This is a genomic window from Chitinophaga sp. (assembly GCF_035538455.1).
Taxonomy (GTDB): domain Bacteria; phylum Bacteroidota; class Bacteroidia; order Chitinophagales; family Chitinophagaceae; genus Chitinophaga.
Window position 1 is genome coordinate 20118 of sequence record NZ_DATLKJ010000277.1, and the last position, 24011, is coordinate 44128.

Below are 24011 nucleotides of genomic sequence, written 5' to 3' on the forward strand. Positions count from 1 at the left end.
TAAGATCATGAGAAGATATAACAAATCATATATACAACGTATAGCCGGTTACGTTATAGCGGCCGGATTACTGACAACTGCAGCCGGTTGCGGTAAGAGTTTCCTGGATGTACCACCGCAGGGCCAGCAACCCGGCGAGCAGTTCTGGAAAAACCAGTCTGATGCTACCAAGGCTGTGAATGCCATGTATGCCAACCTGCACGAATGGCGCCAGGTAGGTTTTGCGACCATTGCAATAGAAAGTATCGGTTCCGATGATGCGGAAAAAGGAAGTACCCCGGCTGATGCCAGCTTCTTTAATAAGTATGACGATTTCAGCGTAACCGCTACGGAAGGACAGATACAGGACTTCTGGAAAGGACAGTACCAGGAAATCAACTTCTGTAACCAGGTACTGGATAATGTGCCGGGCATCAGTATGGATGAGAATCTGAAAGCGCGTTATCTCGCGGAAGCTAAATTCATCAGGGCTTACGCATACTTCAGGCTGGTACGCGCATATGGTGATGTGCCATTGAGATTGAAAGTACCTAAAGACGCATCTGAATATAACCTGGCGCGTACAGCCAAAGCGGAAGTATGGGCGGCTATTGAAAAAGATCTCAACGACGCTGCCGGTGTACTGCCTCCAAGCTATGGCCCTACTGATATAGGCCGCGCTACCAAAGGCGCTGTCCTGGCTCTTCACGCCAAGGTAGCCATGTATCAGAAAAAATGGAGCGACGTGCTCAACTTCAGTAATCAGGTTATGGCGATGGGATACTCGCTGTTCCCGAATTATGAAAAGCTGTTCCGCATCCCCAACGAAAATTCATCTGAATCAGTGTTTGAAATACAGTGTCAGCGGATACCAGGCAATGCAGATGCTTCTAATTCCCAGTACTCACAGATACAGGGTGTGAGAGGTATTGTAGGTGGCGGCTGGGGTTTCAACGTGCCTACTCCGGATCTGGTGAATGCCTACGAGCCGGGTGATCCCCGCAAGGAGGGAACTATCATTTTCCGCGGTACCACTACAGCTGAAGGTGATGCTATCCCGGCAATAGGTGATAACCCGATGTATAATTACAAATCATATGTTCCTTTTGGGCTCTTTGTGGCTGGTTATAACGAAGGTGCAGACCAGAATTTTCGGGTGTTGCGCTATGCGGATGTATTACTTATGAACGCAGAAGCCGCCAATGAGCTGGGGAATTCCTCACAGGCGTTGCAGTCTCTTAACGCAGTGAGAAAGCGCGCACGTGGTAGCAACCCCAATATCCTTCCGGATGTTACGGCGACAGATCAGGCGACCCTTCGTAAAGCTATCTGGCAGGAGAGAAGAGTGGAATTGGCTATGGAAAACGACCGCTTCTTTGATGTGATCCGTCAGGGCAGAGGCGCTGAAGTGTTTGGCCCTAAAGGATTCCAGGCTGGCAGAAATGAGTTGTGGCCTGTGCCGCAGACGGAGATAGACATCAGCGGTGGAAAGCTGACGCAGAATCCAGGCTATTAATCTTCAAAAAAGAACATCATGAAAAAGAACTCGCAACTATATATTATACTCGCCGCGGTAGGACTGATGCTGTCATCCTGTTACAAAAAGTTTGACCCGGCTACTTATGCGCCCCCGCTGAACATCGGCGGCTATACCAGTTCCGGGGAGATTGCATCCGGCAATCTCATTGCCTATTGGGCTTTCAACGGCTCACTGATCGATAGTGTTTCCAAAACTGCCAGTGAAAGCAAAGGCACTACCTTCTCTGCCGGCATTAAAGGACAAGCATTACAGGGGGCAGACAAAGCCTATGCACTTTTTACACCCGGCAGTACATTACAGTCATTGCAAAGTTTCACTGTCACCATGTGGGTTAACAGCCCGCAAAACACCAACGGAATTGTTGGTCTCGTGGGCTTCAACAATGCTAACAGCTTTTGGGGTAACCTGGATATTTTCTTTGAAAACGGCAGTAATGCTGATACAGCAATATTAAAAGCACATGTGTTCAGCAACGGCAAAGATGCATGGCTGGGCAATTATAAGGTGACCAATGTATGGGGAAAGAACACCAACATTGCGTTATCCTATAATGGTGCGGATACGTTTAAAATATATGTGAACGGCTCAAGTCTGGAAACCAAGGTGATCAAGGATTACGGCAAGCTGGCCTGGAAGGATTTCAATAAAGTGGTGTTCGGTACCGTGCAATTCCAGACCACGCCCAGCCTTACTTCTGCTGCAGATGCGCAGTCCTGGGCCAGCTTCCTGAAAGGCACACTGGACGAAGTAAGGGTGTATAACAGGGCGCTCACGGATAAGGAACTGGGCGCATTGATAACCTTGGAAGGACGTAATAAATAAGTTGATCAGTTTATCAGTTTATAATATGCACAAGGATAGAATAATTGGTTTTTTGCTTATGATGATGACAGGCTGGAGTTGCAGTAACGGCGGAGGCGATCAGGTATCGCCTCCGCCACCTCCGCCTTCCACCTTTAGTTTTACCGACCTTACGGTAAACGGATCGTTGAAAGGCTTCACTCATTATGGAGTGAATACAACGCCTTCCTTAAAAATGTCATTCTCTGATAAAGTGGATCGCAATACGGTAGCTACTGCCACCACTTTTTCAACAAAATCAGGTACGGCTGTCCCGGTGACTGTTACATATGAAAATGGCGATAGCGCCATTATTATCCGTCCTGCTGCTGCATTATCCTATCTCACCGCTTACCAGGTAACTGTGGGCGGTAGTCTGAAATCGTCCAGCAGTAAGGTATTGCAGGCGCCGGTGTCATTGGCGCTTACTACGGAGATTGATGCAAAGGACAAATTCCCGCAGGTCTCTGATGAGGAATTATTAACGCTGGTACAGAAACGGACATTCCGGTATTTCTGGGACCTGGCGCATCCGGTGAGCGGCCTCGCTCTGGAAAGAAATACCAGTGGCGAGACCGTTACCTCCGGTGGTTCCGGCTTTGGTATCATGGCCATCATAGTAGGTGTGGAGCGTGGCTTCATCACCAGGACGGAAGGACAAGCAAGAATGCAGAAGATTACCAACTTCCTGCGCAATGCCGAACGCTTTCATGGCGCTTTCCCTCACTGGCTCAACGGCACCACCGGCAAGGCTATTCCCTTCGGCGAGAAAGACAACGGCGCTGATCTCGTGGAAACTGCCTATCTCGTACAGGGGCTGCTGGCAGCCCGTCAGTACTTTAAAGGTACTGATGTAACAGAAACGGCCATACGTGATAATATCAATGCTATCTGTAGTGCCGTTGAATGGAACTGGTTTCGTAAGAACAATGAGAATGTTTTGTACTGGCATTGGAGCCCCAACTATAATTGGGACATGAACATGCCCATCAAAGGCTGGAGCGAATGTCTCATTACCTACATCCTGGCCGCAGCCAATGGCCCTTATACTGTTCCTGCTGCTGTGTATACCAGCGGATGGGCACGCAATGGCGCTATGAAGAACAATAACGACTATTTCGGCCTGAAACTTCCACTGGGGCCTGCCTTTGGCGGACCACTGTTCTTCTCACATTATTCATTCCTTGGCGTCAATCCCAACGGCCTCACGGATCAGTATGCGGATTATAAGACACAGGTAGTGAACCACGCGAAGATCAACTATGCTCACTGTGTGGCCAACCCTTCAGGTTTTTATGGTTATGGCCCCAACTGTTGGGGACTTACGGCCAGCGATATTCCCAATGGCTACGCGGCCAGCTCACCTACCAATGATATAGGTGTGATTGCACCTACTGCGGCACTGGCTTCGTTTCCTTATACCCCCGATGCATCTATGAGTGCATTGAAGTTCTTTTACTATAAACTAGGTGACAGGATATGGAAAGACTATGGCTTTACAGATGCTTTCTCTCTGAAAGATGTCTGGTTTGCTGACTCTCACATCGCTATTGACCAGGGGCCTATTATCATTATGATTGAAAACTACCGCAGCGGCCTGTTGTGGAACCTGCTGATGAGCAGCCCAGAGATCAAATCAGGGCTGCATAACCTGGGATTTGTGAGCCCGTACATTTAAATAGGATAAGATGAAACTTTCTTTGCTGAAATATATATGGATGATCGTGTTGCTTGGTGGTGCATTGCAGGTAACAGCACAGCGTAACCGCAAAGCTTTGTCTGATGAACAGTTGCTGGACCTTGTACAAAAACAGACGTTCCGTTACTTCTGGGATTTTGGTCATCCGGTATCTGGTCTTGCGCGGGAGCGTAGTAATAAGTCGTTTGACTACGGTGATGAAGTAGTGACAACCGGTGGTTCCGGCTTTGGCGTAATGGCGGTCATCGTGGCAACCGATCGTAAATGGATTACCCGCGAAGCAGCTGTGGACAGGCTGTTGAAGATGATCAACTTCCTTCGCAAGGCAGACAGCTATCATGGTATATTCCCACACTGGCTGAATGGCAACACCGGCAGAACTATTCCCTTCAGCCGGAAGGATGACGGCGGTGATATAGTGGAGTCTTCGTTTCTTTTCCAGGGGCTGCTTTCCGCGCGTCAGTACTTCAACCTGAATACCCCCAAAGAGCAGGAGCTACGTGAAAAAATAGAATGGACCTGGCGTGAAGCAGAATGGAACTGGTATACCCGCGATGGCCGCAACGTACTATACTGGCACTGGAGCCCTGACAACGGCTGGAGCATGAATCATGAGATAAAGGGCTGGAACGAATGCCTTATCACTTACGTGATGGCGGCTTCTTCTCCTACTTACAGTATCAATCCGGATGTATACCATAAAGGCTGGGCGAACAGCCTCAACTTTAAAAACGGCCGGGAGTTCTATGGTATCAAACTGCCACTGGGCTTCGATTACGGCGGACCGCTGTTCTTCACACATTACTCTTTTCTGGGTCTCGATCCCCGCGGGTTAAAAGATCATTATGCTGATTACTGGGAACAGAACCGGAATCATACACTGATTAACCGCGAGCACTGCATCCGTAATCCAAAAGGATTTAAAGGCTACAGTGCAGACTGCTGGGGACTTACTGCCGGCGATACTTATGATGGTTACAATGCGCAATCGCCGGATAATGACTGGGGTACTATCACGCCTACTGCTGCATTGTCGGCTTTCCCGTATACACCTGAATACGCTATGCAGGCACTAAAACATTTTTATTATAAGATGGGAGATAAGATATGGGGTGAATATGGTTTTGTAGACGGATTTAATGAGACAAAAAACTGGTATGCCAAATCTTACCTGGCAATAGACCAGGGGCCTATCGTCGTGATGATTGAGAACTATCGCAGTGGCTTGCTCTGGAAATTGTTCATGAGTTGTCCTGAAGTAAAGAATGGCCTTACAAAGCTTGGGTTTGAAAGTCCGCAATTGAAATGATTATGAAGAAGACAGCAGGTATTCTGTTAATGATCAGCATGCTGATATGCTCACAGGAATGGCTACACGCACAGACAACTTACTGCAATCCAGTTAATATTGATTATGGCTATTGCCCCATTCCGAATTTTACCGAATGGGGAAAACACCGGGCCACGGCAGATCCTGTGATTGTTAATTACAAGGGAGACTACTATCTCTTTTCTACCAATCAGTGGGGGTACTGGTGGAGCCACGATATGAGCAACTGGCAGTTTGTTTCCCGGCGCTTCCTGAAGCCGTGGCATCATGTATATGATGACCTGTGCGCGCCTGCCGTGTGGGCGATGGGCGATACCTTACTGGTATTCGGTTCTACCTATTCGAAGAATTTCCCTATCTGGATGAGTACCAATCCCAAAGGCAATGAGTGGAAAGAAGCTGTAGACTCTTTTGAAATAGGAGGCTGGGACCCTGATTTTTTCCTGGACGATGACGGAAGGCTGTATATGTACAATGGCAGCAGTAACCGCTATCCGCTGTACGGTGTGGAAATAGACACTAAGACATTTAAGCCTGTTGGTGCACGTAAGGAGATGTATATGCTGGAAGACTACCGTTACGGGTGGCAGCGATTCGGGGAGAACATGGACAATACTTTCCTGGACCCTTTTATCGAAGGCGCCTGGATGACGAAACACAACGGCAAATATTACCTGCAGTACGGTGCCCCGGGAACGGAGTTCAGCGGTTATGCAGACGGCGTAGTGGTGAGCGATTATCCGCTGGGACCATTCACCCCGCAGGCTCATAATCCCGTTTCGTATAAGCCCGGAGGGTATGCGCGCGGAGCGGGTCATGGCAGCACATTCCAGGATAATAGTGGCTACTGGTGGCACGTATCTACGATGGTAATTTCTGTGAAGAACAGCTTTGAGCGCCGTATTGGTTTCTGGCCTGCGGGCTTTGACAAAGATGGTGTGATGTATTGCAATACGGCATTCGGGGATTACCCGCATTATCTTACCAGAGGTAATGCCGCAAATGCTGCTACATCTTCATTTGAAGATGCTGCCGGAACCTTCACCGGATGGATGCTGCTCAATTACAACAAGCCTGTCACCGTTTCTTCTTCGCTCAATGGTTATCCTGCCAATAATGCGGTTGATGAAAATATAAAAACATACTGGAGTGCCGCCAGCGGCAATAAGGGGGAGTGGATGCAGACAGACCTTGGCGACATCAGTAGCATTAATGCTGTACAGATCAACTATGCAGACCAGGATGCCGGATTCCTGGGAAAACAGCAGCATATCTTTCATCAATATAAACTCTACGCTTCAAAAGACGGTAAACGCTGGGAAATACTGGTTGATAAAAGCAATAACAAAAAAGACGTGCCGCATGATTATGTTGAGCTGAAGCAACCGGTACAAGCGAGGTACGTCAAACTGGAGAATATACATATACCTACCGGTAAGTTCGCCATCAGTGGCTTACGCGTGTTTGGTAAAGGTAACGGGTATGCGCCGGATACCGTGAAACAGCTCCTGGTGCTCCGTACGGAGAAAGATAAACGCAGCGCCTGGATTAAATGGTCGCCGGCAGACAACGCCTATGCGTACAATATCTATACAGGTATTGCACCGGATAAGCTATACAACTGTATCATGGTACATGGGGCCAATGACTATTATTTCAAGGGGATGGATAAGGAAATGCCGTATTACTTCTGTATTGAGGCTGTCAGTGAAAATGGTGTTTCAAAACGCAGTACGGTGATCAGGGTCGATTAACAGCAGGCTATATAATCAGGTCCAGCTCATTCAGCCGGTATTCCATTGCCTGAGGGGATACGCTGAAGAAGTCGCTCAGCGACTTAATAATATTTTTAAAATCACTGACGCTGTATTGCAGTTCATCGAGATAGATCCTGCCGTCTTTTGCCAGGCTGGAGGTTTTCTGCAATACTTTCAGCAGTACCTCTTTTACCACACCAGCAGGCATCAGGAGACAGGCGGCAAAATGATTGGCCTGCCACTCCATACGGTCGGCGTCTGTGTTGATCTTCTTACGATCAGCTGTCAGGCCATACTCCGTATCTGTGAAGTTATTGCTGCTACAATTAAGGATTTTGACCTTTGAATGCAGGGCCCAGTGCCCGATCTCATGGGCCAATGTAAAGTTCAGCCTGTCTTCATGCCAGGCTATTGACATATCTATTGAGACACGTTTATTTACCGGGCAATAAGTGCCCAGGATCTTGCTCCTGTCTGCTGTATAACCCAAGGCGGCTTTTAAATTGAACGAGAGGCCGAATGCTCCTGTCAGGTAGTCACAGAGTTTTCTCATAGGAATGTTCTGCAGCGCCTGGAAGCATTTGGGATTAAACTGCGATAATAAGGTTCTGGAGCGTGCTTCAATATCTTCCTTGCTGAGGTATTCAATACCAGATATTCTCATATATCCATTTCCATAAAATTACTAAAAATATTTTTCAGCTGTTGGCTGTCCGCAGTTTAAAAACAAAACAAAAAGTGTATTTGATACTCTTTTTTTTATTTCAATAGTTTTCTTTACTTTTCCTATCAGAATGTAACCATTATATACAGAAATTTTATTATCTAAATTAGGTTGTCAATTTAAGACCCTTGAAGTACCAAAATCCCCTGGTTTCCGTAGTAATAGCCGTAGAATTATAGTGTGATGTGTACCTGAATTGTGTTCCAATTTAACCATTGAATTATGCGTCGATCATTCCTCCTGTTCATTACCAGCCTGGTAATCATCCTGGCGTTGTTGGCTTATGTAGTACTGAATGGTTTTAATGTGCACCGTAAAAGCGGACAACGCTTGCTGATGGCTGCGGACACGCTTTCGCAGGATAATCCAGGACTTTTCCTTATGGATTCGGCCCTGATTGCACTCAATGATGCGGAAAGCAATTTCCGTTTGTTTACCGTAACCTATCAGCGCAAATACCTGCAGAAATTTTCGACCGAACTCGGCGATGTGTTGTCGATGGTGGATACCATCAGCGGCCCGCTCAGCCTGGCGCACAACACCCGCGAAGTGGCTGCTCTTATAAAAAAGAAAGAAGAGGTATCTGAACAAATCGGCCAGTTGAAACAGACGACCGATTCCATGCTTAATGGTACGATCCGTGACGACCGGATTGCGCAGCTCTTGAGTAGCATTCCTTCCTATAATGTAAAACAGGTAAAGAAGGATAATGTGACGATGGATACTGTCAACACCTCGCAGCCACCTGCGACTGTAAAGAAGAGTGGTTTTTTCAAACGCCTTGGCAATGCCTTTTCCAATAAGGGTAAACAGGATACCGTTAAGACTTCTGTGGCCATTATGGTGAAAACAAAGACCGGTAAGGTGATAGATAAGGAAACCTATGATAAGCAACGGTTGCAGGATATTGTTACAGATATCAACTCTTACTATAAGAGAATAATAAAGCAACAACTGACCAACCGCATGAAGATCAACAATGCGGAACAGGATCTGGCGCTTACCAATATTGCCATGCTGGAGGATATGAAGGAAGTGATAGTTACCCTGAAAGCGCAGTTGTCGGCGATAACGCTCACCCAGCGGGAGAGTGCACATACCATTGTCAACAAGAGTGTTGCGCGCATGAGAAGCATTGCTGCTGTAGGGTTGATGGCGCTGCTGCTTTGCCTGCTATTGGTAGTCGTGGAAACCCTGATTATACGGGAAGACCGCCGGAAGCTGGATGCCGGCAGAAGCGCCGCTGTGGAGCAGGCGCGCGTGCGCACCGACTTCCTTACGAATATGAGCCACGAGATACGTACACCACTTAATTCAATCGTTGGCTTTACAGAGCAGCTGTCGTTCACGCAACTCGATAAGGAACAACGTGATCTGCTGCGTTCCGTGGAAGTAGCCGCAGATATGCTGATGCAGGTGGTGAATGATGTACTCGATTTTTCCAAACTGGAAAAGGATTATATCTCCATACAGCGGCAACCATTTGTATTATACAGCGCATTCAATGACGTGGTGAATACTATGCGTGTGCAGGCAGTACAGAAAAATCTTCAGATGAATGTTCATTTTGAGGGAAGTCAGCAATGGCAGGTGAGTGGCGACGTTTTCCGGCTCAAGCAGATTCTGCTCAACCTGATCAGCAACGCCATCAAATATACAGAGAAAGGCAGCGTAACGGTAACGGCTAAACTGGAAAAACAATCTGAGTCCAGGGCATTGTTCAGCTGTACCGTAACCGATACCGGCGAGGGCATTAGCCTGGAAGCGCAATCCCGTTTATTTGAGCGTTTTTATCAGGCATCCAACTCACGTTCCGTTATTAAAGGCACGGGTCTGGGACTGGCCATCACCAAGCGGCTGGTACAGCTGCATGGCGGTGATATTACCTTCACCAGCGAGTTGGGCAAGGGCACACAGTTTGTTTGTCACATTCCTTATGAAATTGTGACGGCGCCGCTTACTATGGTCGTGAAGCAGCGCGACTTACAGGCACAGGACCCTGCTTCGTTTATGGAGGGCCGTTATGTGCTGGTGGCTGAAGACCAGGAAATGAATCTGTTGTTACTCAAGATGATGCTCACCCGGTGGAAATGCCGCTTCGATATGGCTACAGACGGCGCCGTAGCGATAGAGTTGTTTGAAAAACATCAATACGACCTCGTGCTGTTGGATCATCATATGCCTAAAATGAGCGGGGCAGAAGTAGCAGAAAGGATCAGAAAGGATAAGGATCCGTCTAAAGCGGGTGTGGTGATCCTGGCACTCACAGCCAATATCTCTGAGGAGGATGTGGAGAAATTTAAGAAGGTTGGTTTCAATGATTGGTTGATGAAGCCTTTCAGGGAGAAGGATATTTACAATACAATCATGAAGAACTTCCCACTTGTGGAAGAAGATCAGAAGGAAGAAGCATAACAGATAAATAAACACAACAAGGCCGTCTGGGAGAAGCCAGGCGGCTTTTTATTTTACCTGGATTTTCTTCAGTACCTTTTCCACCCGCTTTTTCTTGCTTTCCTGTTCAATGTCGCCCAGGCGGGTGTTCAGTGTTTTGGCGAGTGTTGCCTTATGTCTGTCAGCAATAACCGGTTGAAGTTTTTCTGCATACATCGGCAGCTGATTGGAGGGGGAGATTTGCAGTTGTTCGTTCAGCAGGGCGAAGGCATTATCCGTATATGCGTTAACATTATATAATGAAATCAGAATGCCTACATAATTATCGCGCGTAATAACGGAGCCTTTTCCCGCTGCTTCAGCCAGCTCAGGTAAAAGCGCGTGCACTGCTTTGGGGCTTTCTCTTGCAATGGCATGAAGTGCCGTCATCGCGCCCCACTGCATCCTGTTGTCTTTGTCTTTCAGCAGTGTTGCGAAATTTTTAAGGTATGGCGATATCAAGGAAGGCTCTATGGCGCCGGTTTCATATAATACCTTGATACAGTCGTATCGGATTCCCTTGATCTTGTGATGCAGATTATCTATCAGCTCCCTTATTGCCACTGCATCGCCTGTTGCGGCAATATGCCTGGCCAGCTCGATATTGGGGTGTTCATCTTTGCGCTGAAGAGTGGTTGAGAGTCTGTTGAGCACTGTCATGACTGTGATTTATGTGATTTGTTTGATGATGGTGATGAGCGAAGACTAAAGGCCATCTGTACTTTAATCTTCGCTCATTATTATGAGTACACAAATTTACTTCAATCTTTCATTTTCTTCATCATCTTCGCACATCGAAACATTACATCTTCACGGGTTTTCCTACACATCCATTAGGCATCTGGATATGTAGTATCGCAGCCAAGGTCGCTGCAATGTCTGTCATATGTGTGGTTTCGTTGGATGCGCCATGAGGCACATGCCAGCCCATGAACACAAGTGGGATATGAATGTCGTAAGGATTCCAGTTGCCGTGAGTGGTACCTTTCTCAAAGCCTTCGTACCAGCCTGGTTCGGGGATGATGATCACGGAGCCTGTACGTTTGGGATTGTAACCGTTGCGGACCATACTTTTGATAGGCTCAGGCAGGGGGCTGTTGCCGATATTGTCAATGTCGGCCGCAAACTGGATGCCTGGCTGCTTCTGTAGGAATCTCACTGTTTCTTTTTTGATGGCATCATAATCCAGTTTGTTCGATTCAATTTTGGCAACATCGTAATTGACGTGGTAGTTCATGCCGTTACGCACGAGGCCTTTAACACCAAAACGTGCAGAGAGCAAAGCATCCAGGTCGGTCATGAGTTGTTTATCTTTCACAAATCCCGCGGGTATGTTATGGTCTTGCATAAAACCTACGGAATGCGCAGCGCCGTGGTCAGCGGTGAGGAATACCAGGTAGTTGCCTTTGCCTACGCGCTTATCCAGGAAGGAGAAGAAACCGGCGAGGTCTTTGTCGAGGCGCAAGTATGTGTCTTCCACTTCAATGGAATTGGGACCGTATTTATGACCTACATAATCTGTGGATGCACAGTTGATGGTCAGAAAATCTGTAGCTGAGCCTGTGCCCATATCATAGCCTTCTACAGCTGCCATGGCAAACTCGAGTGTGAGTGTGTTACCGGAAGGAGTGGAACGGAGACTGCCTGGATCCTTTTTGTAGATTTCTTTCATGTTATGTGGAAACACCGGTGCTTTCTCTCCCGTGAAAGTACCTTCCCAGCTTACGTTATCGGTTGTGCTTTGTACATAAGTGTTGATGGGATACAATGTCTCCCAGGGCTGGGACATCAGGCTGGCCGGTATTTTGCGGGCGTTGAAACGGGATACCCATTCAGGCAGTTCCTTCATGTAATAAGTGCTGGTGATGAAGCTACCGTTGCTGTCGTCCAGCCAGAAAGCGCCATTAGGTGTGTGGCCGGCAGGCAGAATGGAAGCACGGTCTTTCAGGGATACGCCTGCTACTTTGGACCGGAAGTTGGTAGCCATTCGCAGTTCATCCGTAATCGTGGAAGCCAGCAGATTGCGTGGCGACATCCTTCCGGCGGAGGAAGTGCTGCCTACAGATTGCACAATGGTATCTTCTGTACAATACCATTTACGGCCGGTTTCCTGGTCTGTCCAGTCATTACCGGTGATACCGTGAATGGCAGGCACGGAGCCGGTATATACGGTACTGTGGCCTACAGCCGTAAAAGAGGGAAGATGGCTGATGTAAGTATTTTCACATGAAAAACCCTCTCCCAGCAATCGTTTAAAACCACCGGACTCATAACGGTCGGCATAACGGTACAGGTAGTCCCAACGCATCTGGTCTACTACAATTCCTACTATCAGTTTGGGCTTCTCATTCGACTGGCCCTTGGCTGAAATACCCTGCAATAAAGCAAGGGCAGCCAACATAACAAGCGCCTTTGTGTTTCCTATTCTCATCATAATGCAAAAAATTTCAACATCCTGTTAAATAAAACGGTTCCGGCCAGGATGACCGGAACCGCTAAGATTCATCACTTTGAAAAAAATATGCGTTGTTTAATGTATCAACGGTCAAATAAATGTATGGAATCCATTCAAAACGTACAACATCAGTAAAACGGATTTTGTTCCGATACAAGATGCTGATTCTCCCTCTCAGGGAATGACGGCATCATGATTACATGCCTGCATCCTGTAGCCTGTTGGGATAATCGGTGATGATACCATCTACGCCCAATGATCTGATACGTTTCATATCAGCTGTTTCATTGATGGTCCAGGGTACGATACGCATTTTTTTCGTATGACATTGCTGTATCAGCTCCGGTGTTACCATTTCATAATGCGGGTTGTAGAAGAGTGGTGTAAAGCCCAGTTGTTGTAAGTGTTCGTCGAAGGAAGCCTTTTTATCGCCTGTCAGAAAACCAAGTGCAATATCAGGATACTTTTTGTGAAGAACCTGGAGTGGCCGCATGTCAAATGATTGTATCAACAGGCGTTTGCCCAGTGGTTTCAACTGTTTTACTGCCATCAGTTTACTGATATATTCTTCTGGCGCCGGTTGTTCTTTCCCATCTGTTTTTTCGGAAGATTTTATTTCCAGCAGATAATAGGGAGCTGGCATATTGTGCTTTTCCGTATAGGCTTCCACCGCGTCAATCATTTCAGAGAGCAATGGCGCATAGGAGCGGAGCCTTTGCTGTTCCGGAAATGCTGGATAAGCCTTTTCTCCGATGATGAACGGACGGATGTCAGTATAGTTCATCTGGTAAAAGGTGTATTTCACGCGGTCAGTGGCAGGTATATCCTTTCCGTCCGGCATTGTGGTGTAGGAAGGAGTAAAGGAGGCGTCATGATAAACTACTACCTGTCCGTCTTTTGTAATATGGACATCAAATTCAATGGTATTGGCGCCTGTCTCCAGTCCTTTGTACATAGCGGGAATTGTGTTTTCCGGCATCAGGCCGCGGGTACCGCGGTGCCCTACTTTAAAGAAGGTTGGCAGGTCATTGTTGCCGCTGGCTACAGAGCGGCTGGTCTTGCATGCAGTTATGCTGCATGCTGCGGCGATGGCACAGGCCATGAGCCCTAAGGCAGTATTATTTTTCATCTTGATGTTTTTACAGGTGTGGGCCAGTGCATTCTTCGTATAGTCCTATCCGTTGTATGGCCTGCTTATTTGAGTGCCAGGTAAGCGGCGGCGGCAATTGCTGCGCCTGCAAGTGGTGCAGCCACTGGTATCCAGGCATATCCCCAGCCGCTGTCCTGCTTTCCCTTCATGGGCAGCAGTGCATGCATGATGCGTGGGCCCAGATCTCTGGCCGGATTGATGGCATAGCCAGTGGTGCCACCGAGCGACAATCCGATAGCCCATACCAGGAAAGCTACTGGTACAGCGCCGAGTGAGCCAAGTCCAGCGGGTGTTTTCTCCGGACCTGTTTCTGCACCGGTAAAGTAAAAGATGGTGAACAGCAGTACAAATGTGCCGGTAACTTCACAGACAAAATTGCGGACAGGATTGTAGATCGCGGGATCCGTGCAGAATACGGCACGTTGTAAACCACTGTCAGCAGTGGCATCCAGGTGATCTTTATAGTTGTACCAGACAAGGAACATGCCGGTCATAGCGCCCAGCATCTGTGCGGCAATGAAAGCTGGTACGTCACTCCAGGGAAATTTTCCTGCAATGGCCATTGCCAGCGTTACAGCAGGATTCAGGTGAGCGCCGCTGTAGGGGCCAGCCACTACAACGCCTATAAATACCGCCAGTGCCCAGCCGGTAGTGATTACGATCCAGCCACTGTTATTGCCTTTGGTTTTCTGAAGTACAACATTGGCAACAACGCCATTGCCCAGTAAAAGGAGCAAGGCTGTGCCGATGAATTCTGCTAAATACGGAGACATAAGGATTGAGTTGTGTTTTATTTTTCAATAACGGGAATGAGTATTATTGTTGCGCCCACGCCTTAGCTGCTTTTACAGCCCTGTTCCATCCGTTGATCCATGTTGTGCGTTGTTCGCCATCAGGCTGTGGTATGAATTCTTTTTCCATTTTCCATTGGCTGCTGATTTCTTCCAGGTCTTTCCAATATCCGGTTGCAAGGCCTGCCAGGTAAGCGGCTCCGAGAGCTGTGGTTTCGGTGATGGCGGGTCTTACCACCTTCACTTGTAGAATATCAGCCTGGAACTGCATGAGCAGATTGTTGCCAGTAGCGCCGCCATCCACACGCAACTCCGCGATGCTGATGTCTGCGTCGGCTTCCATTGCCTTCAGTACGTCCATGGTTTGGTATGCAATGCTTTCCAGTGCAGCCCTGGCGATATGTGCTGCGTGGGTGCCACGGGTCATGCCTACCAATGTGCCACGGGCATGCTGATCCCAATGTGGAGCACCTAGTCCGGCGAAGGCAGGTACCAAATATACACCATCATTCTGCGCTACGCTGGCTGCGAGTGGTTCAACCTCTGAAGAAGAGCGGATGATGCCCAGTCCGTCGCGCAGCCACTGTACGATAGCCCCTGCAATGAAGATACTGCCTTCCAGGGCGTATTGCACCTGTCCATTTACTTTCCAGGCAACGGTGGTCAGCAGGTTGTTTCTGGAGATGATTGGTTTACTGCCGATGTTCATCAACATAAAACATCCTGTGCCATAGGTATTCTTTACCATTCCGGGCGCGGTGCACATCTGTCCGAACAGTGCAGCATGCTGATCGCCGGCTATCCCAGCTATCGGGATCTGCACAGAAAATACGCCGGGTGCTGTTTTGCCACAAACCGCACTGGATTCATTTACCACGGGGAGCATGGACAAAGGGATGTCCAGTAACTGCAACAGTTCTGTATCCCATTCCTGTGTGTGTATATTGAACAGCATGGTGCGGGAAGCGTTGGTAATATCTGTAGCATGTACAGCGCCGTAGGTAAGGTTCCATACGAGCCAGGTATCTACCGTACCGAATGCCAGCTTGCCCTCCGATGCACGTTCGCGGGCGCCGGGTACGTTGTCGAGTATCCATTTCACTTTGGTGCCAGAGAAATAGGCATCTGTAACAAGACCTGTCTTTTCCCGGATCATCTGGGCATGGCCTGCTGCCTTGAGGCTGTCGCAATAGGCGGCGGTGCGGCGATCCTGCCATACAATGGCGTTGTATACAGGTTTACCGGTTTCACGATCCCACACAATGGTGGTTTCACGCTGGTTGGTAATACCGATAGCGGCTATGTTTCCGCCTTCCAACGATACTTTGGCCATTGCTTCGGTAGCTACGCCTATCTGGCTGCTCCATATTTCGGCCGGATCATGTTCTACCCATCCCGGTTGTGGAAATATCTGGGTGAATTCTTTCTGGGCAACGGCTACTACTGTGCCGCTTTTGTCGAAGATAATCGCTCTTGAGCTGGTCGTTCCCTGGTCCAGCGCCATAATGTATTTCATCATGTGGTCTTTTTCTGCGTGGATATTTTGTATCAGTGCAGCAGATAGTTTGCTGCGATTTTATTGAATGCGGTTACCTGTTCGCGTTGCCATTGTTCATCGCGTCCCAGTTCTGCGGCCATCAGGGCAGCTACCTGGGGAGCCATATCAATGGCTGCCTGTGCGTCGAGGAACAGTGCGCGGAGACGGCGTGCCAGCGTGTCTTCCACTGTGCGTGCCATTTCATTCCTGACAGCCCAGATCACCTGCGCTTTTATATATGGCAGCCTGTGATGCAGTGGTTGTGCAAGCCCGGGTTGATCGCCGGCTAATGCTTGTATTAGTGGGGCATCGCTGCCATATACGCCTAGCGGCGCCGCTGCGGATGGTTGTTTTATATAACCGTGTATGCGCAGGTTCTTTGTTTTGCATGGGGCTGCGGTCATGCCTCCGGTTTTTATCGCTTGCTCTACGGTATCTTCGGCCATTCTGCGGAAGGTAGTCCACTTACCGCCCGTGATGGTGATCAGGCCGGAAGACGCTACCAGTATCTTATGACTGCGTGAAATCTCTTTGGTGCTGCCGGTTTCCTTTTGTGGTGCAGCGAGTGGCCGCAGACCTGCAAATACACTCAACACGTCTTCACGTACGGGAGGGCGGTTCAGGTATCGGGCTGCCGTATTTAATATGAAGGTAATCTCTTCTTCCAGTGCCACGGGTTCCATGCTGTGTTCATTCAGCGGTGTATCTGTGGTGCCCAGCAATACCTTGCTGTGCCAGGGTACGGCGAAGAGCACACGTCCATCAGAGGTCTTGGGGATCATGATGGCGCTGTTGCTGTTGAGGAAAGAGGCATCGAGGACTACGTGTACCCCCTGACTGGGTTTTACCATGGGCCTTGCACCAGGATTATCGAGTTGCAGAATCTCGTCTACAAATACGCCGGTGGCATTGATAACGCTGCGGGCATAAAACGTATACTCGTCACCGTTCTCCAGGTCTTTGGCCTTCACGCCGTTTACCTTACCGTTGGGTTGTTTGAGTAATCCATCTACCTTAAAGTAGTTGAGCAGTACAGCGCCCTGCTCTGCGGCAGTCTGAGCAATGTTCACGGCGAGACGGGCATCATCAAACTGGCCGTCGTGGTAAACGATACCACCTTTGAGTCCTTCCTGGCGGATCGTGGGCAACCGGTTTATCATCTCTTTTCTACCTATATGAAGCGACTTACCCAGGCTCAGGCGACCGGACAACAGGTCATATATTTTTAGTCCGATGGTATAGAAGGGCCCCTGCCACCAGTTGTACTGCGGAATGATAAACTGCTGGTTATGTGCAAGATGGGGTGCATTATTCAACAACAATCCGCGTTCGTACAAGGCTTCTCTCACCAGGCCAACATCCCCCTGGGCCAGGTATCTTACGCCTCCATGTACCAATTTGGTACTGCGGCTGGACGTGCCTTTGGCAAAATCCGCCTGCTCCAGCAGCAGGGTTTTGTATCCGCGGGAAGCGGCGTCCATAGCTACACCCAGACCAGTGGCGCCGCCACCTATAATGATCATATCCCAATGCTGAGCTGATACCGACCGGGCATGTTTGATGAATTCCGTCCTGTTCATTTTATTTCTTTAGATATTTTGAATAGTTTCGATTTCTGTTAAAGTAAAACAAAGTAAAAGAAATTAAAACAATTCGAAATCAAAATAGAAATTAAAATGAAAAAATGAAAATATTTTGGACGAAAGGAAAATAAATTGAAACTTACAGAAAGTGCCTTGTAAAAAGACCAATGCATTATTTTAGGTTAATATGTTATTATGGCTGTGATCAATATAGCTGAGCGTCATAAGTTTATTCTGGATAAGCTGGCGGAAAAGGGATATGTAAATGTGGTAGACCTGTGCAAACAGCTGGATGTGTCGGGAGTGACGATACGAAAAGATCTTAAACTGCTGGAAGATAAAGCGCTGTTGTTCAGATCACATGGCGGCGCTACCGTTTCCAACCCATATACCAACGACAAGCCGGTAAATGAAAAGGAGAAGATACGTGCGGAGGAAAAGAAAAACATTGGGATGGCAGCGGCTGGGCTGATAGCACCCAACGACGCTGTTATCATCGGCTCTGGCACTACTGTACTGGCGCTGGCCCGCAATATTCACCCTAAAGGCCGTCTGACGGTCATCACAGCCGCACTCAACGTGGCACTGGAACTGCTGCATTCGCCTGATATTGAAGTGATACAGCTGGGGGGCCTGCTGCGCAACAGTTCCTCTTCGGTGACTGGTCCCTATGCAGAAAAAATACTGGACGATTTCTCGTGTAGCAAACTGTTTCTGGGGGCAGATGGCATCGATCTTGAATTCGGCCTTACAACCTCTAATATTATGGAAGCGCATCTCAACCAGAAAATGATTGCCACCGTGCAGAAGATTATCGTGTTGGCGGATTCCAGTAAGTTCGGCAAAAGAGGTTTCGGGAGGGTCTGCGGCCTGGAAGATATTGATGAGATTATCACCGACAGGGGTATCTCATCCCATCTGGTGAAATCAATGGAAGATATGGGTATCCAGGTAACAATCGTATAGCCATTGCATTTAGTTTTTCTGAATATCTTTGCTTCCCTGATCATTTATTATTTTAGCAACATGATATTAGATACATTGAACAATGCACACCTTTATCACGGCCTGGGGCCCAGGTTTGTAAAGGCTTTTGAGTACCTCGCCACAACAGATTTCAATACCCTGGAGAAAGGACGTTATGAAATAGATGGCGCCAACATCTTCGCCATCGTGAATGAGTACGATACTGTGGATGCCTCCGGCGAACAGATGGAAGCGCATCGTAAGCATATCGATGTGCAATATCTTGTAAAAGGAGAGGAGCTGATCGGGCATGATTTCCTGCAACAGCAGGTTCCGTCAAAAGCATATAGTGAAGAAGAAGATTACATGTTGTTTGCAGAAAAGCCGGCCTTCTTCACCAAACTTATGCCGCACTATTTTGCAATCTTCTTTCCAACAGACCTGCATATGCCTAACCTCACCGCTGAAAAAACGACAGCCGTGAAAAAAGTGGTGATCAAGATAAGCGTACAATAAACGATATGCCGGCGTTTATGCTGATGCGGCCTGCATCCGGAACGCCGGTATGTTTTCTGCGAGAACCGCCACCGACAGCGCCATCAAAGTACCCACGGCATAACATACACAGTCACTCCATTTAAAGCCGAAGCCCAGAATAATTCCTACAGGAAAGGTATGACGCAGCTTTACTATCCAGTCTGCCTGATATAACTGTTGCAACTCAATACAGATACAGATGATAAAACTGATTAGTGCCACGCGCGGTAATGCCTTCAGCGGATAAAGAAATCTCATGCCGAAAAAAATACAGGTAGCAGAAAATACATCGCCACCGTAAATCCTGATGATTTCAGGGAAATATTGCGGAGCCCATCTGGTGGCCAGCCCCAGCGGGATATTGAGCAATATCAGTACAGCGTACAGCCAGCGTCGTTTTGTTTTCATTGACAGGTATAACAGTTCTGGAACGAATAAATAAGGTTGCAATATAATCACTTCTACGGGAAGAAAATTTTTGTATCACCGGAAAAGCATAGTGTACAGATTATTGGTTATACTTGCTGAAAATCAGTCTATGTCTGCAATGAGAACGATCATGTTTGTTACACTGATGGCGGTTGTTGTAACCGGTCATCTTTCCGCTTCATCAGATAATCAGCAACATTCGCAGCCACAAGACAGTATACGCGAAGGTGATATTATCTTCCAGGAATCGCAATCGGAGCTCAGCACTGCTATACAGCTGGCTACTCATTCGAAATATAGTCACTGTGGTATTATACTCCGGAAAGACGGGCAACTGTTTGTTTATGAAGCCATACAACCAGTGCAGTACACTCCGTTGCAGGAGTGGGTTAGCCGCGGTAAAGGCGGACATTATGTGATCCGCAGACTGAAGAATGAGCAATTGGTAACACCAGCTATGGCAGATCGCATGAAAGTGGCGGGAAAGAAATATGAGGGAAAGAACTATGATTTTTATTTCAGGTGGTCAGATGATCGTATATATTGCTCTGAGCTGGTGTGGAAGATCTATAAGCAGGCAGCGGGAATAGAAATTGGTACATTGCAGGCGCTGAAGGATTTTGATCTGAACAGTGTTGCTGTGAAGAAGCAGATGAAAGAAATTTATGACAACAATATTCCGTATGAGGAAATGATCATCTCACCGGATAATATGTTCCACTCTGAACTGTTGAAAACGGTGAAAGAGCAGTAAAAATAGAACCCGCCGTGTACAGCGGCAGGTTCTATTTTTATTTTGAAGTGCCGGAAGCCCGGTTACTGGGCTGATTGCAGCTTGTCTATTTCTTTCGCTTTCTCTTCCTGTTCTTTCTTTGCGCGTTTGGCTTGTTTTCTGAAGTAACCGCGTAGCAGGAAGTTGTGTTTCAGTGCTTCCATGTTCTGATCCAGTTTGGAGGTACTCGTTTCAAGGTTGCTGATGATCTTTTTCAGGTTCTCGGCAGCCTGCTGATCATGGAGGAGCACACCTGCCGGCGACTGGTCGCTGGTGATATTCTGATTGACGCTGTTGCTGGCATTTTTGAGATCTGCTGCGATACCATTGGCTTTCTGGGCGGCTTCCTGCATCTGTGCAATAGTAGCGCGCAGTTTGCTGAATACAACGGTATCGGTGATGATGTCGTTGGCTAATGACCCTTTGGTTTGCAGTTTGGCAGTGTAGTCTGCCAGGTTATTGGTCAGGCGCTGTGTATTGCCTGCTGTGGATTTGAGTGTGCTGATAGTTGTTTCCAGGCTGTTATAGATGGTTTCATCGGAGAGCAGCTTACCCAGTGTGCCTTGTCCGTCTGCAATTTTCTTCGAAAGTGTTTTCAGGTTGGAGGTAATCTCCACCAGGTTTTCGTTGTTGACCTGAAGCGTGGCCATAATGGCGTCAGGGCTTACTACAGGCTGCACCTGGATTACGTCGCCATCTTCAATGGCAGGCACATTATCTGAACCACCGGAAAGTACCACGATTTTATTACCCACCAGCCCGTCGGAACCGACTTTTGCTTTCACATCCTTGTGAATGAACTGCCTCGCGCTTTTTTCAATGTTCAGAATTACCTCTATTTCATCATATTTCAAAAAGTGAATCTTCTTCACTGTACCTATTTTAACGCCGGAATACCAGACGTTGTTTCCATTTGCAAGACCGTTGATGTCATGGAAGACGGCTTTTACCCGTAGTGAAGACACGAAGGTTTTCCGCTGTCCGCCGAGGACGAGTATTCCTACAGTAAAGATGATCAGTCCGAGAAAGATGAATATGCCTACAATGACGGTTCGTTTATTACTTTCGTTACGCATAAATTTTACTGTATGAAGTTGTATTGGTAAAAGCTTGTGATCAGGTCATTCTCTTTGCTGAATACTTCATCAAAAGAGCCTTGTGCCACGAATTTCCCTTCCTGCATTACCGCTATACTGTCGCCGGTTTCCTTGGCACAGGTAAGGTCATGGGTAATGATGATGGAGCTGGTATTAAAACGTCGTTGTACTTCGTTGATAAGGTTGTTGATCTCTGTACAGGTGATCGGGTCCAGGCCGGCGGTAGGTTCATCGTACAGCATAATCTGCGGCCTTAGAATAAGTGTGCGTGCTATACCGATGCGTTTCCGCTGGCCACCTGAAAGTTCAGCTGGTAGCTGATTGATGGATTGCGACAGTCCTACTGCATCCAGCACAATATCTACCATTCTGCGCACCTGGTCTTTACTGATGGATTTGTTGTTACGCATCAGCGGGAAGGCAAGGTTTTCACCTACAGTCATGCTATCGTACAGGGCGCTGCTCTGGAAAGAGAAGCCTACTTGCAGACGTAGTTCGCGCAGCTCTACACTGTTGAGCTGTACCACTTCTTTGCCCAGTACATTCACGCCACCGGCATCGGGATATAATAATCCTACAATAATCTTTATCAGTACAGATTTACCGGTTCCTGAACGGCCGAGCACCACGAGGTTTTCGCCCTTATGAAGATCCAGGTCCACGCCGCGCAATACATGTTTTGAGCCAAACGACTTATAGAGATCTCTTATAGAGATCACTACATCATTTGTATCTATATCGGGATTCCGTTGTTTCATATTATCTGATCGAATTTACTACCTGAACAATAATTACCTCTTCAATAAAAATCAGGAACATCGAAACCACCACAGATGTGTTGGCCGCCTTTCCTACACCCTGTGTACCTTGTGAGGCATTGTAACCCTGGTAACAGCTCACAATACCGATCGTAAAGCCATACATCATAGCTTTAAAGAGAGAGGAAAAGAGATCCAGGAAGTTAATATTGCTGAATGCTTTCTGTATAAAAGCAACAAAGCTCAGTTGTTCGTTGATATGCACATCAAGATAAGAACCCAGCAGGCCAACCAGCCCTGTATAGGACATGAGAAGGGGCAGGCAGACGGTGGTAGCCATTACACGGGTTACCACGAGATATTTGAATGGATTGATGGCCGAGACTTCCATAGCATCAATTTGCTCAGTTACTTTCATGGAACCCAGCTCCGCACCGATACTGGAGCCTACTTTACCGGCACAAATCAATGCAGTTACCAGCGGGGCCAGTGCTCTAACGATGGCGATGGCTATAAGAGAAGGTAGCCAGGAAGTAGCACCGAATTCAGAGAGGGAGGGACGCGACTGCTTTGTAAATACAAGGCCGGTAATAAAGCCAGTCAGGCTGATCAGGGCAAGCGACTTGTAGCCGACCATATAACACTGACGGATAAACTCTTTTGTTTCCAGCGGAGGGCGCAACGCTTCGCGGAAAAATCGGCTGATAAATGAAAAGATATTGCGAACGCTGATGAAAAAAGCATCAACCTTTGGCGATATTACTGGTTTGTCGGTTTGCCCGTTGCTGGAATCCATTTGCCTGTTTTTACTTCTCTACAAACTGGTGAACAAAATATTGGTCAATATTATTACAAATATTGTTCTCATTTGTTATAACAGCAAACAAAAACAGGCAAATGCTTCTATTTTTTTATTGTTTGTATAATAATGCTGATGAGCGATTGATGAGTAAAGCGGCGGTAGAATTAAATCCAGCGCCGGTTTCCGCTCAATGATAGATTGAAATCGCTGTAGTATCGGCTCATCGGCTCAATCAAAAGCCTTATAATCCAAGGTGATAGAACACATCATCTACCGGCATCCTCGGATATGCAACAGGGAGGGCTTCCGGCTGTACTTGTTGAAAGCCATTTTTCTCATAGAAGCGATGCGCTGCTTTCATGGCGCTTACTGTGCCCAGATACAGCTCTATCATGCCCTTGCTGCGGGCGAAGCCGGTCAGCTCCTTTATCAAGGCAGCTGCAATACCATACTCTTTTCCCCGGTATTCTTTTTTTACAAACATCTTCCTCAATGCACCGGCGTTTTCATAGCCAACCAATGCGATAGTACCAACCAGGTGATCATCCTCAAATGCGCCCCAGAAGCCGCCGCCGGATTGCCAATAGTAATGTTCAATGTCAAGCAGGTCTGATTGCGCCGCCAGGTCAATATTTACGTTGAATTCAAGCTGTTGTATAGGAAGTACGAGGTCTATTACCTGTTGGGAATGCTGGTTCCGGATCGGTCTGATTGTGATATTGTTTCCCATCTTGCTAATGTTTCAGCAAATATATGTAGTTGACTACATATATTCAAATGTGTTCACAAAAAGCCCCGAAAAGTTTGGACACTTTTGGGGGCTTTGCAAAGA

Annotated in this window: 21 protein-coding genes; 9 read left to right on the top strand and 12 right to left on the bottom strand. The window is 47.5% G+C overall.

The features are described 5' to 3' along the window. Nucleotides 1-7 precede the first annotated feature (7 nt). Genes VM802_RS31990 through VM802_RS32010 form a run of 5 tightly spaced genes read left to right on the top strand, consistent with a single transcriptional unit; the run spans nt 8 to nt 7142 of the window. Nucleotides 8-1495, top strand: a complete 1488-nt coding sequence (locus VM802_RS31990) for a RagB/SusD family nutrient uptake outer membrane protein (RefSeq protein WP_325538608.1) — start codon at nt 8-10, stop codon at nt 1493-1495. Between the two features lie 18 nt (nt 1496-1513). Beyond that, the gene (locus VM802_RS31995; RefSeq protein WP_325538610.1) at nt 1514-2341 is read left to right on the top strand and encodes a LamG-like jellyroll fold domain-containing protein; all 828 of its coding nucleotides are present in this window, start codon (nt 1514-1516) and stop codon (nt 2339-2341) included. Between the two features lie 58 nt (nt 2342-2399). Continuing rightward, a complete protein-coding gene (locus VM802_RS32000) occupies nt 2400-4037 on the top strand; it encodes a glucoamylase family protein (protein WP_325538612.1) in 1638 nt (545 codons plus the stop codon). A 10-nt stretch (nt 4038-4047) separates the two neighbouring features. Then, nucleotides 4048-5367: a glucoamylase family protein gene (locus VM802_RS32005; protein WP_325538614.1), complete on the top strand. Its 1320-nt coding sequence runs from the start codon at nt 4048-4050 to the stop codon at nt 5365-5367. 2 nt (nt 5368-5369) lie between these two features. Then, nucleotides 5370-7142, top strand: coding sequence for a family 43 glycosylhydrolase (locus tag VM802_RS32010; protein WP_325538616.1), 1773 nt, complete (start codon nt 5370-5372; stop codon nt 7140-7142). Between the two features lie 7 nt (nt 7143-7149). On the opposite strand, the gene VM802_RS32015 is transcribed toward VM802_RS32010, so the two are convergent. Then, nucleotides 7150-7809, bottom strand: a complete 660-nt coding sequence (locus VM802_RS32015) for an ImmA/IrrE family metallo-endopeptidase (protein ID WP_325538618.1) — start codon at nt 7807-7809, stop codon at nt 7150-7152. Between the two features lie 282 nt (nt 7810-8091). Between VM802_RS32015 and VM802_RS32020 the strand changes: the two genes are divergently transcribed. Beyond that, nucleotides 8092-10284 carry an ATP-binding response regulator gene (locus VM802_RS32020; protein WP_325538620.1) on the top strand — a complete coding sequence of 731 codons (2193 nt, stop codon included), beginning with the start codon at nt 8092-8094 and terminating at the stop codon, nt 10282-10284. Between the two features lie 48 nt (nt 10285-10332). Here the strand turns inward: VM802_RS32020 and VM802_RS32025 are convergent, their stop codons facing one another. The 6 genes from VM802_RS32025 to VM802_RS32050 all read right to left on the bottom strand — a co-directional run bounded on the left by VM802_RS32025 (nt 10333) and on the right by VM802_RS32050 (nt 17815). Then, nucleotides 10333-10962: a hypothetical protein gene (locus VM802_RS32025; protein WP_325538622.1), complete on the bottom strand. Its 630-nt coding sequence runs from the start codon at nt 10960-10962 to the stop codon at nt 10333-10335. 142 nt (nt 10963-11104) lie between these two features. After that, on the bottom strand, nt 11105-12736 hold the full coding sequence (gene pafA, locus VM802_RS32030) for an alkaline phosphatase PafA (protein WP_325538624.1): 1632 nt from the start codon (nt 12734-12736) through the stop codon (nt 11105-11107). A 217-nt stretch (nt 12737-12953) separates the two neighbouring features. Further along, nucleotides 12954-13886 (bottom strand): glycerophosphodiester phosphodiesterase family protein, encoded by a 933-nt coding sequence (locus VM802_RS32035; protein ID WP_325538626.1) that lies wholly within the window; start codon nt 13884-13886, stop codon nt 12954-12956. A gap of 65 nt (nt 13887-13951) precedes the next feature. Further along, nucleotides 13952-14680, bottom strand: a complete 729-nt coding sequence (locus tag VM802_RS32040) for an MIP/aquaporin family protein (RefSeq protein ID WP_325538628.1) — start codon at nt 14678-14680, stop codon at nt 13952-13954. A gap of 43 nt (nt 14681-14723) precedes the next feature. Further along, nucleotides 14724-16217, bottom strand: coding sequence for a glycerol kinase GlpK (gene glpK / locus VM802_RS32045; RefSeq protein ID WP_325538630.1), 1494 nt, complete (start codon nt 16215-16217; stop codon nt 14724-14726). 29 nt (nt 16218-16246) lie between these two features. Next, nucleotides 16247-17815 carry a glycerol-3-phosphate dehydrogenase/oxidase gene (locus VM802_RS32050; protein ID WP_325538632.1) on the bottom strand — a complete coding sequence of 523 codons (1569 nt, stop codon included), beginning with the start codon at nt 17813-17815 and terminating at the stop codon, nt 16247-16249. A 198-nt stretch (nt 17816-18013) separates the two neighbouring features. Between VM802_RS32050 and VM802_RS32055 the strand changes: the two genes are divergently transcribed. Together VM802_RS32055 and VM802_RS32060 are read left to right on the top strand one after the other, a co-directional pair. Beyond that, nucleotides 18014-18784 carry a DeoR/GlpR family DNA-binding transcription regulator gene (locus tag VM802_RS32055; RefSeq protein ID WP_325538634.1) on the top strand — a complete coding sequence of 257 codons (771 nt, stop codon included), beginning with the start codon at nt 18014-18016 and terminating at the stop codon, nt 18782-18784. Nucleotides 18785-18844: 60 nt separating this feature from the next. Beyond that, nucleotides 18845-19300 (top strand): NanQ anomerase/TabA/YiaL family protein, encoded by a 456-nt coding sequence (locus VM802_RS32060; RefSeq protein WP_325538636.1) that lies wholly within the window; start codon nt 18845-18847, stop codon nt 19298-19300. A 15-nt stretch (nt 19301-19315) separates the two neighbouring features. On the opposite strand, the gene VM802_RS32065 is transcribed toward VM802_RS32060, so the two are convergent. After that, the gene (locus tag VM802_RS32065) at nt 19316-19729 is read right to left on the bottom strand and encodes a ribosomal maturation YjgA family protein (protein ID WP_325538638.1); all 414 of its coding nucleotides are present in this window, start codon (nt 19727-19729) and stop codon (nt 19316-19318) included. Nucleotides 19730-19868: 139 nt separating this feature from the next. On the opposite strand from VM802_RS32065, the gene VM802_RS32070 reads away from it, so the two are divergent. Further along, a complete protein-coding gene (locus VM802_RS32070) occupies nt 19869-20504 on the top strand; it encodes a YiiX family permuted papain-like enzyme (RefSeq protein WP_325538640.1) in 636 nt (211 codons plus the stop codon). A 62-nt stretch (nt 20505-20566) separates the two neighbouring features. Here the strand turns inward: VM802_RS32070 and VM802_RS32075 are convergent, their stop codons facing one another. The 4 genes from VM802_RS32075 to VM802_RS32090 form a co-directional block, all read right to left on the bottom strand. Then, a complete protein-coding gene (locus VM802_RS32075) occupies nt 20567-21598 on the bottom strand; it encodes an MlaD family protein (protein WP_325538642.1) in 1032 nt (343 codons plus the stop codon). Nucleotides 21599-21603: 5 nt separating this feature from the next. Beyond that, the gene (locus VM802_RS32080) at nt 21604-22377 is read right to left on the bottom strand and encodes an ABC transporter ATP-binding protein (protein WP_325538644.1); all 774 of its coding nucleotides are present in this window, start codon (nt 22375-22377) and stop codon (nt 21604-21606) included. Nucleotide 22378: 1 nt separating this feature from the next. Further along, nucleotides 22379-23173 carry an MlaE family ABC transporter permease gene (locus VM802_RS32085; protein WP_325538646.1) on the bottom strand — a complete coding sequence of 265 codons (795 nt, stop codon included), beginning with the start codon at nt 23171-23173 and terminating at the stop codon, nt 22379-22381. 247 nt (nt 23174-23420) lie between these two features. Next, nucleotides 23421-23909 carry a GNAT family N-acetyltransferase gene (locus tag VM802_RS32090; RefSeq protein ID WP_325538648.1) on the bottom strand — a complete coding sequence of 163 codons (489 nt, stop codon included), beginning with the start codon at nt 23907-23909 and terminating at the stop codon, nt 23421-23423. Nucleotides 23910-24011: the final 102 nt, after the last annotated feature.